The sequence below is a fragment of the Nocardia sp. NPDC004068 genome (assembly GCF_042874315.1).
GTDB lineage: Bacteria > Actinomycetota > Actinomycetes > Mycobacteriales > Mycobacteriaceae > Nocardia.
The window spans coordinates 383,825-390,591 of sequence record NZ_JBIAMW010000002.1 but is presented as its reverse complement, the minus strand read 5'-3'; the positions used below and the strand labels follow the sequence as shown (position 1 = coordinate 390,591).

The window sequence follows — 6,767 nt, the reverse complement described above, 5'->3', positions numbered from 1 at the left end:
CTCATCCGATCGCTTCGATTCGCTGCTCCGACCAGATCCGGGTGCGCGCGGACGCGAGAACGTCGATGGCCGAGGGCAATACCGCCACCTCGACCGACGCCGCGTCGCCCGCGGCCAGTTCGCCGTCGTGGTCGATGGTCAGCGGGTGTCCGTCGGTGCGCTCGATGCGCACGGTCTTTCCGGTGCGGTAGCTGCTGCCCGCGGCGGTGTCCAGGGTGCCGTTGAGGCACGAGGTCGCGAACTCCTCCCGCGACATGGCGGCGCTCACGACGCAGACGTCGAGCAGCCCGTCGTCGAGGACGGATCGGGGCAGCAGTTCGAGGAATCCACCCCTGTACCTGCTTCCGCCGATGAGCACCGCGAGAATGTCCGTCTCCGCGAGGAGTTCTCCATCGACGACCACCCGGCCCGGGTAGGCCCGGTAGGACTGGAGTGCCAGCAGTGCCGCCTCCGCCAGCTTCTCCCGGCCGTCCGACCGCAGCGTGTGCGAGATCGTGAGCGCCTCGGGCAGCAGGCCCGCGGAGATGCCGAGCAGCGCGGGCGTGCCCAGGCTCGTGATCAGCGCCAGGTCCAGGTGTTTGCGCAGGTGCTCGCCGGTGACGAAGACGTCGCGGACGACCCGCGGCCACGGCTCGTCGTCCCACAGGCAGCGGTAGTTGGAGTTTCCGGTGCCGCCGGGGGCGATGAGCAACGCGGGACGCGTATCCGCCGAAGACGGTGCGGCCCCGTACATTCCGCGGGCCACCTCGCCCGCGGTGCCGTCTCCGCCGATCGCCACGATGATGTCCGCGGCAGCGGTCGCGGCGATCTCGCGAGCCAGGATCTCGGCGTCGCCGGCGGATCGGGTGACCGATACGTCGAGCTCAACGTCGTCCTGCTCGCGGAGAACCGCGACGATGTCGGCGGGGTTGCCGCCCGCGAGCGCGTTGGTGATCGCGGCCACCCGGGTCCGCCGCGCGGTCGGCGCGGCCCCGGGGCGGATTGCGGAGGGGGCAGGATTCGAACCTGCGTGGGCGTGCAGCCCAGTCGAACGAGTCGACTCCCGATCGGCCACTTTGGGTACCCCTCCCTGAATTGTTCAGATCATGTTGATGGCACGCAGCAAACCCGAGATCTTCCCGGGCGTCAGCCGTCCGCGATATGCCAGATAATCCGGGATGACGAGCGCCGGATTCCATTTCAGCTTGTATTGGAGCTGGGTCTCCGCCGGATAAATCCAGCTGCCATGATCATAGAGTTCACCGAGCAAGAACGCCAAGGTCCGATTCCGAGTGGCGAAGGTATCGGCGGACATTCCCGTGAACGGCGTCAGACCGAAATGTAGGAATCCGCATCCCTCGGCGGAGAACCGCTCGATTGCATGCCAGTTGACGGCCTCCATCGTCCCCGGCGGAGCTACTTCGACCCGTCTGCTGAGATCGTGCAGCCAGCCGCTCTGCGCTCCGTAGACCGGAGAGTACGACACGTATCCGGCGACTTCCCCGCCGATCGTTCCGACGAAAAGTCTTCGTAGATCCTGGTTTTCACCGCCGACCTCGCCGACCATGAATTCCATCTCGCGCGCGAACCGGCCCTTGAGCCGGAGCCACCTCCGGTCGATCTCGTCGATCTCGGCCCGCACGTCGGCGTGTTTCACCTCGCGAATCTCGAGTCCCGCCCGGATCGCCCGCGATATCTTGTTGCGGAGTTTGACGAATTTCTTTCCGCCCAACGTGTAACCGTTCAGATCGACGGCGTAGGAGGATCCGAATTGGTTCACGTGGTAACCCTCGGCGGCGTAGACCGATGCGTCGTCGGGGAGGAGTTGCATGGCGGCGACATGTTTTCTCCGGCTCTCCGCGAAGTTCACGAACGCACGGAGCAGCGCCGGTTTCGCGGTGGGTTCGGTGAACGGGCCGCCGAGCTGAATGAGGTGTCGGCCCACCTCACGGTAGAAGATCGCCCCGTCGATGGTCGGGACCTGGAATTGCTTGTTTCCTCGATTGAGCGCCAGGAATCCGCTGGGGTTGTGTGACCATTTCCGCAGTGCCGTGAGACCCCGGCGGTCGGGAGCGGTGACGAGATCGAGGCTCACGCCGCCTCCTTCAGCAGCAGTTCGAGGAGATAGCCGGTCAGCGCGGCCGGGGTGGGGTGTCGGAGCACGATGCCGGTGGGTAGTCGCAGTCCTGTCATGGCGGTCAGTCCGTTCCGGAGTTCGGCGGCGGAGAGGGAGTCGAGGCCGATGTCGGTGAAGTCGGTCTCGGCGGTGACCGACTCGTGGCCCGCGCCGCGCAGCGTCTCGTTGATCTCGTCGCAGATGAGCTCGAGCAGCACGGGGTAGCGGTCGGCGGGCGCGAGCCGCTCGAGCTTCTCCGCGATCTCGTAGTCGGGATGCGGGGCGGACAACGACGCCGGTGGCTGGACGGGCGCGGGGCCGGACTCCAGCCAGTACCGCTGCCGCTCGAACGCGTAGGACGGAAGGTCGACGCGCCGGGCGGCGGTGAAGCATCGGGACCAGTCGACGTGGACGCCCGCGCAGAAGACATCGGCGGCCGAGAGCAACAGCCGTTCGGCTCCGCCGTCGTCGCGTCGGAGCGTCTCACCGATGTGCACCGGCTCCCGATCCGGCGCGGCGCGCAGAGCGGCGGCGAGGACGTCCGTCAGGATCGGGTGGGGACCGACCTCGATGAAGCAGCGGACGCCGTCGGCGTACGCCACGCGCGACGCGGCGTCGAGGCCCGCTGTCTCGCCGGAGGCCCCGCGCCAGTACTCCTCCGCCACACCGGCGGTGTCGAGGAGTCCGCCCGCGGCCGAGGAGTAGAAACTCAGCGCGGATCTCTCGGATGTCGTTGTCTCCGTAGCGGTTCCGGTGGGCCGCACGATGATCCGCAGGGCATCGGCGAGCGGCAGCGCGCCCGCGATGTGCGCCGCGGCGATCTCACCCTGGGCATGACCGATCACCCCGTCCGGGGTCACGCCCAGCGACTCCCACACCCGCGCGAGCGACACCTGCACCGAGAACAGCACCGGCCCGGCGACGTCCGCTCGATCCGGTTCGGGCGCGCCCGCCGCTCCCCGCAGGACATCGGTCAGCCGCCAGTCGACCAGTCCGGCCAGCGCCTCTTCGCAGCGGGCCACGTAGTCGGCGAACACCGGTGACGAATCCAGCAGCGCCACACCCATTCCCGGCCACTGCGACCCCTCCCCCGAGAAGACCAGGACGGTCCCGCCGGCCACCCGCGCCCGCCCGGTCACCACCTCCCGGGCGGCCACTCCCCCGGCGAGCGCCTGGGCGCCGGCCAGCAGGCCCGCGCGGTGGGCGCCGATCACGACCGCGCGATGCTCGAACACCGATCGGCCCGCCAGCGTCGCGCCCACATCGACCAGCCGCGCCCCGGGGTCGCCGGTCACCCGCGTGACGAGCCGTTCCGCTTGGCGCGCAACGACATTCGCACTCCGTCCGGTGATCACCCAGGGCACCGCGCCCACCACCGGTGCGGCCGCGGGGGACGACTCGTCCCCCGGCTCACGCCAGTCCGAGAGTTCGGCCGGCGCCTCCTCGACGATCACGTGCGCGTTGGTCCCGCTGATGCCGAACGCGGAGACCCCGGCACGGCGCACCCGATCGGCGGCGCGCGGCCACGGGCGGCCCGACGCGAGCAGTTCCACCCCGCTCCCCGACCACTCGATGTCCGGGGACGGCCGCGTCGCGTGCAGCGTCGGGGGCAACGCCTCGTACCGGAGCGCCAGCAGGATCTTGATCAGGCCCGCCGCGCCCGCGGCCGATTGGGTATGTCCCACATTGGATTTCACCGAGCCCAGCCACAGCGGCCGGTCCGCCGAGCGGTCCCGCCCGTAGGTCTCGATCAGCGCGTTCGCCTCGATCTGGTCGCCCAGCGGCGTCCCCGTGCCCTGCCCCTCGACGACGTCGACCGCATCGGGCGCGACTCCCGCTTTCGCCAAGGCCGAGCGGATCACCCGCCGCTGCGCCGCACCGCTGGGCGCGGACAGCCCGTTGCTCGCGCCGTCCTGGTTCACCGCCGAACCGCGCACCACGCCCCAGACCCGATGGCCCAGGCGGATCGCGTCCGACAGTCGTTCGGCCACCACCACGCCCACGCCCTCGGCGGGCACGAACCCGTCGGCGTCCGCGCCGAACGCCTTGCACCGGGCGTCCGCCGACAGCGCGCGCAGCTGCGAGAACTCGACGAACGACGAGAGCGTCGCCATCACCGTCACACCGCCCACCAGCGCCAGCGAGCACTCCCCCGCGCGCAGTCCCTGCATCGCCAGATGCAACGCCACCAGCGACGACGAGCACGCCGTGTCCACCGACACGGCGGGACCCTCCAGGCCCAGCACGTACGCCACCCGTCCGGAGGCCACACTCGCCGTGCCGCCGGTTGCCAGCAGTCCGCCCATGGACCCGGTGACCTCATGAAAGCCCCGTGCGCCGTACCCTTGATAGGTCAAGCCGGTGTAGACGCCGGTGTCGGTGCCCGTCAGCGACCGCGGATCGATGCCCGCCGATTCCAGCGCCTCCCACGACACCTCGAGCAACAGCCGCTGCTGCGGATCCATCGCCGCCGCCTCGCGCGGACCGACCCCGAAGAATTCCGCGTCGAATTCGCCCGCACGCGCGACGAAACCCCCTTCGCGCACATACGAGCGGCCCGGCATCCCCGGCACGGGGTCGAATACGCCGTCCACGGCCCAGCCCCGGTCCCGAGGGAATTCCGAGATCACGTCGCGTGCACCCGACACCACATCCCAGAACTCCTCCGGCGAGGACACGCCACCCGGAAAGCGGCACCCCACACCCACGATCGCCACGGGTTCGGCGGCTCGCTGTTCCAGTTGCTCGGCGCGGCGCTTCCACGATTCCCGCTCGGTCAGCGCCTTTCTGAGCGCGTCCACCACGGACTCGGTGTCATGTCTCACGGTGGTCATCTCCGTCCAACCCCAAAAGTTCTATGCGACAACGAAATTCGGCCCGGCATGCGGGCGCGTCAGAGAATCGAGGAGCCGGGGAACACCTGCAACACGATGTTCGACATCGTCTGGGTGAGCACCCGGACCGCGACCGGGGCGACGATCGATTCCAGGCTCGGCACACCGAAATCGAACACCGCCTCGAACAGCAGCCGCACCTCGTCGGCCTCGTCGCCCTCACGGGCGCTCCAGCTGCCCTCGAACGTGTCGAAGTCCCCATCGATCTGCTCGAAGGTGAGCAGATAGTTGTCGTCGTCGTAGTGGTCGCGCTCGGACCAGCTCAGCAGACCGTTGCGGAAGTACACTTCCCAGTTCGTGATACCCCCGCGACCGTCGGGCGCGGGCACGGTCTCGACGTGCTTGACACGGTCCGGGGCGTTGCGGCGATACACCTCGGCGTCCTTGAGCGTCTCGTAGACCTCGTGGCGCGGATAACCTTTCACCAGGCATTCGATGCGTACGTTCTTCATCTCGCTCTCCCGTCAGCCGATCGCCGAGGCCGAGTCGCGGTCGTTCCGGCCGGTACTCCGCGCGCCCGCGACGTCCTCGTCGGTGGAAATTCCGGCGAACGCGCGGGCCACCGCGGACTCGACGATCCGCAATTCCTCCTCGGCGAGGATCGCGGGCGGCGTGAAACGCACGACGGCGGAGTTGTTCATGGAATGATTTGCCAGCACATCGTTTTCGATGAGGCCGAGCAGCATCTCACCGGCGAAGCCCGGGTCGGTGAATTCGATGCCGATGAGCAGACCCTGTCCGCGGATCTCGCGCACGGTGCCCGCGGGCGCGGCCGAGGCCGCGGCCCGGAAGGCCGACAGCAAACGCTCGCCCAGGGCCCGCGAGCGCGCGACGATGTCCTGCTCCGCGAGCGCACGCACCGTGCCCAGCACCGCGGCCGCCGCGATCGGCGCGCCGCTGTAGGTGGAGGTGTGCAGCAGGGGGTCCTTCTCGAACGGCGCGTACGCTTTCGAGGTACACGCAATCGCGGAGACCGGCACGACACCGCCGGAGAGGATCTTGCCGATCAGCAGCACGTCGGCCTCGACCCCCAGATCGCTGATCCCCCAGAGTTTTCCGACCCGGCCCAGGCCGGTCTGGATCTCGTCGACGACCAGAAACGCGCCGAACTCCGCGCACAGCGCGGACACTCCCGGCAGATAGCCCTCGCTCGGGACCACAACGCCGCCTTCACCCTGGACCGGCTCGACGATGAAACAGGAGGGCACCCCATCCGACAGCACGCGCCGCAGCGCGTCGAGGTCGTCGTAGGGAACCTCCACGACATCGGGGACGAGCGGCCGGAATGTGTCCTGGTACACCGCGCGCGCGGTCACGCTCAGCGCCCCCATGGTCTTGCCGTGGTAACCGTTCACGGTGGAGATCAGGCGGCGGAAGCCGTTGGCCCGGGCCAGTTTGATGGCCGCCTCGGTCGCCTCGGTGCCGGAGCTCACGAAGTGCACCTTGTCGATCCCGGCCGGGCAGATGCCGGTGAGGGCCGCGGCGGCGCGCGGGCTGACGTCGTCGATCAGCGTGCGAGCCGACAACGGGTGTCGGCGGATCTGATCGATGACGGCCTCGACCACGATCTCGTTGCGCGCGCCGAGCAGGAAGACCCCCGAACCCGCGCAGTTGACGTAGGAACCGCCGTCCGTGGTGGTCAGGCGGGCGCCGAGGGATTCGGCCTCGACCTTCCCGCCCAGCAGCCGCGAGATGCCGGCGAGCCGGCGCCCGAGATGACGGGAGCACAGGTCGAGGATGTCGTCCTCGTCCGCGATGTGGTTCACGATTGTCACGCC

The 6,767-nt window shown here is 69.2% G+C and carries 5 protein-coding genes and 1 tRNA gene; all 6 read right to left on the bottom strand.

What is annotated here, in order from left to right:
- Window position 1: 1 nt before the first annotated feature.
- The 6 genes from ACFYTQ_RS05990 to ACFYTQ_RS05965 all read right to left on the bottom strand — a co-directional run bounded on the left by ACFYTQ_RS05990 (window position 2) and on the right by ACFYTQ_RS05965 (window position 6,764).
- The gene (locus ACFYTQ_RS05990) at window positions 2-943 is read right to left on the bottom strand and encodes a diacylglycerol/lipid kinase family protein (RefSeq protein ID WP_387357522.1); all 942 of its coding nucleotides are present in this window, start codon (window positions 941-943) and stop codon (window positions 2-4) included.
- Between the two features lie 41 nt (window positions 944-984).
- A tRNA-Arg gene (locus tag ACFYTQ_RS05985) sits at window positions 985-1,069 on the bottom strand.
- Between the two features lie 9 nt (window positions 1,070-1,078).
- Window positions 1,079-2,074: a bifunctional lysylphosphatidylglycerol flippase/synthetase MprF gene (locus ACFYTQ_RS05980; RefSeq protein WP_387357521.1), complete on the bottom strand. Its 996-nt coding sequence runs from the start codon at window positions 2,072-2,074 to the stop codon at window positions 1,079-1,081.
- Complete coding sequence (locus tag ACFYTQ_RS05975; protein ID WP_387357520.1) at window positions 2,071-4,920, bottom strand: type I polyketide synthase; 2,850 nt, start codon at window positions 4,918-4,920, stop codon at window positions 2,071-2,073. Before ACFYTQ_RS05975 ends, ACFYTQ_RS05980 begins: the two co-directional genes overlap by 4 nt.
- 68 nt (window positions 4,921-4,988) lie before the next feature.
- The gene (locus ACFYTQ_RS05970; protein WP_387357519.1) at window positions 4,989-5,441 is read right to left on the bottom strand and encodes an SRPBCC family protein; all 453 of its coding nucleotides are present in this window, start codon (window positions 5,439-5,441) and stop codon (window positions 4,989-4,991) included.
- Between the two features lie 12 nt (window positions 5,442-5,453).
- Entirely contained in the window at window positions 5,454-6,764 is a 1,311-nt protein-coding gene (locus ACFYTQ_RS05965) for an aspartate aminotransferase family protein (protein ID WP_387357517.1), read from the bottom strand.
- Window positions 6,765-6,767 lie beyond the last annotated feature (3 nt).

Coding starts and splice junctions, on each gene's coding strand:
- ACFYTQ_RS05970 (WP_387357519.1), bottom strand. CDS start 5,441: ATGAAGAACGTACGCATCGAATGCCTGGTGAAAGGTTATCCGCGCCAC.